This window comes from Bacillus sp. FG16 (genome assembly GCF_057809515.1).
Genome location: NZ_JBMDKC010000198.1, coordinates 1 through 3,305 on the forward strand (window position 1 = coordinate 1; position 3,305 = coordinate 3,305).

The window sequence follows — 3,305 nt, forward strand, 5'->3', positions numbered from 1 at the left end:
TTTTTTATTCTTGGAAAGAATGTGAGACGCATGTGAAAGGGTATTCAGGTGCCCAATACCGCTCTTTTCCTTCTAAAAAAGAAGCACAAAAATATTTGTCATCCACTCTCATTCAAAATAAAAAACACCACGTATCTGCTCCTTCTCAAAACATAAAAGAACAGCCAACGAAACTACATTCTTCAGGTGTTTCACAAGAATCTATTGTAGAAGTTTATATTGATGGCAGTTATAACGTAAGACGAAAAATTGCAGGATATGGCTTGGTTATGATTGCTCAAAACCAAGTGTACCTAAAAGATTTTAGTGCCTATCCCTACTCAGATGTAACAGCTACTCATAATGTAGGTGCTGAGCTCATGGGTGCAAGACGTGCGGTAGAATTAGCTTTAGCGAATGGCTGGAAACACATGATATTGTACTATGACTATACGGGTATTGAAAATTTCGCAACAAAAGCTTGGAGAGCTAAAAACCCTCAAACAAAAGAGTATCAAGATTTTATGCAAAAATACATGCGGAATATTAAAATACAATTTGTAAAAGTTAAGGCTCATAGCGGTAATGAGTACAATGATTTAGCTGATCGTCTTGCGAAATATGCAACGAATTTATAAAAATAGTTGGGTATGAATCCTATAATTAAAATATGACTGATACTATAAGTCATTCTGTTTATTGTTTATAGTTTTGTTATTTGTCTGCTATTGACAAAATGAGAGGTAGATTTTATAATTCGAAAGCGTGTTCGTGATTCTTCGCTGGCACAAGCAAGATTGTTGTGAAGGATCGGGTGGTAGAGCCAGCAACTTTCGTAGCATATGGAATAGCTGTGTTTGTGAAGAATAACACGTCTAATTTACTAGCATACAATTATTTGGTATATTTATGAATAAATTGCATATAATAGGATTATCATCTAGAGAAAGTTACATAAAAAAGGCATCTTCCTGAGGAAGATGTCCTTTTTGCTGTTCCTAATTATATGCCCATATAAGATAGGATGTGATAAAATAGATATGAAAAGATAAAGAAATGAATTTGATGGAGGAGACGTATAAAAAATCACATAAAGGAGGAAAAAGAAGATGAAAAATGTCTTTTACACGGGGCCAAATGAATTAGAACCTGTTTGAAATCTATGGTATACTCTGTACAAAAAGGATGTTTTCAATGATACACGATTATACAAGTAATGTTTCACGTGAACAGTTTGAACTAATTCGCGAAGATTTAGAAAATGCACGTAAAAAGACGCGCCCACGTACAGTGGATTTATACGAAGTATTCTGCGGTGTGCTATACTCGCTTACCACAGGATGCCAATGGCGTAATCTACCAAGTGATTTTCCAAACTGGCAAACCGTATATTCCTACTATCAGATGTGGCGGAAAGTAGACGAGAATGGCATAAGTCTTCTCGAAAAAGTGCATAAAAAAATTGGTTGAAACTTATCGTGAACAAGATGGTCGAAAAAATCAGACAAGCTTCTGCATCGTAGATGCACAAAGCGTGAAAAACACATGGATAGCTAGTGAAAAAGGCTACGATGCCGGAAAAAAAGTGTCAGGGATCAAACGACATATCGCTGTAGATACCAATGGGCTCATACATGCCATAGAAATAACAACTGCCAATATAACGGACCGAGAGGGTGCTATCGAAATGTGTGAAAGGCATAAGAAATCATTGGACAAAGTAACAAATATACTTTGTGATGGTGGGTACACAGGCCCATCTTTTGCACAATCGATAAAAGAGGCGATTGATTGTTCGGTTGAAATCATCAAACGCTCTGAACTTCACAAATTTGTTGTGTTACCGAAACGCTGGATTGTGGAACGCACCTTTGCTTGGTTAGAAAATTACCGTAGACTATGGAAGAATTGCGAACGAACACTTGAAAATAGTAGACAGAGTTGCTTATTAGCAGGTGTAGCGATTTTACTAAAAAGATTTTAAACAGGTTCTAAGGTATATTCTACTACAAATGAATATGAAAAAAATGAAAATTCATTGTGAAAAAAGAAGAAAATCCCTGTATAAAAATGAAAAAATGTATACAATTAATCCGATTTGAAAAATAACAAGAAATCCAGTTACTATGTTGAAAGAGAAGAGGAATAGGAGATGGACTTTTTTGGGAAGTCTTTTCTACATATGCCATTTCATATGGAAATGGTCAGTCTGCTAGGGAAGATACATCATGATCAAGGAAAATTAACTGTCTATGAAAAGGAATTTCCATTACTTTTTCAAAAATTACATCAAAGTACTCGTGACAGACAGATTAAACATTTTATGAATATGTATCAGGGGATGAAACTATCTAATATAAAACTAAAAACATTACTTGCACAAGATCGATTTCCACAAACCATGATGGAAGAAGAAATTACGTGTTATCACGACGCTTTTTCGTTAATCCATGATCAATATGAGACGCTTTCTATTTCTGTGGAAACCATGTTAGAAATTCATTTTCAACTGTTTAAATATGCGACTTCAGACAGCGGCACGTTCCGGCAACAAGATATTGTTTGTCATGGTTTTTCACATGAAAGTATGCCCCTATCCCACCATCAAACAGTACCAGCAAAAGATATACCCTATTTTTTAGAAAAACTGTGTACAGAGTATAATCAAAGTATGTTAACTCGTAATGTAGATCCTATACTTAGTATGATCAACTTTATATTTCATTTTATATGTATCGTTCCTTTTGATAAAGGAAATGGACGCATGGTACGGTTATTGTTTAGTTTGTTATTAGTAAAAGAGAAATACGCTGTTGTGAAGTATATTTCCTTAGATGCTATCATCAAGCAGTGGGAAAATACTTATTATGAAGCTTTGTATAAATCAGCGGCTAATTGGTTTTCAGAAGAACATAATTTGGTCTTTATTACAGACTGTTTCCTACGTATCCTTCATGCAGCATATGAAGAATTACAGGCAACCTTACTTCCTTATCAAATCAAAGGACACCGAAGTCTGCAGCTACGAGATTATATTGTAAAACAAAGGGGGCCTTTTTCAAAAGAAGACATTCGAAAAAGATTTCCTACCGTTTCAGAAAGTACATTCCAAAGAACATTTCAGTGTTTACAAGAACAACATAAAATAACACTCCTATCTAAAGGGAGAACAGCAAAATGGTCTACAGTTACAGAAGAAACGGGTACAACAACATAAAAAAGCGAAACGAATCCATAGAAGATTCGTTTCGCTTTTTTTATGAATGGATCTAGATTTCTACTCTTTTCAATCTTATTAGGGGTAAGTTTGAAAAGCTTTCACCTAT

3 protein-coding genes are annotated in these 3,305 nt (G+C 34.9%); all 3 read left to right on the forward strand.

The window, feature by feature from the left end:
• On the forward strand, positions 1–617 hold a 617-nt coding region (locus tag ACODS7_RS31390), incomplete at its 5' end, for a ribonuclease H family protein (RefSeq protein WP_488828477.1).
• A gap of 556 nt (positions 618–1,173) precedes the next feature.
• Positions 1,174–1,963 (forward strand): IS5 family transposase gene (locus tag ACODS7_RS31395; RefSeq protein ID WP_488828479.1). Its coding sequence is split into 2 segments (ribosomal slippage): positions 1,174–1,431 and positions 1,433–1,963, totalling 789 coding nucleotides; the frame shifts between segments, so codons are not numbered across the junction.
• A 168-nt stretch (positions 1,964–2,131) separates the two neighbouring features.
• The gene (locus ACODS7_RS31400) at positions 2,132–3,196 is read left to right on the forward strand and encodes a Fic family protein (protein WP_488828481.1); all 1,065 of its coding nucleotides are present in this window, start codon (positions 2,132–2,134) and stop codon (positions 3,194–3,196) included.
• Positions 3,197–3,305 lie beyond the last annotated feature (109 nt).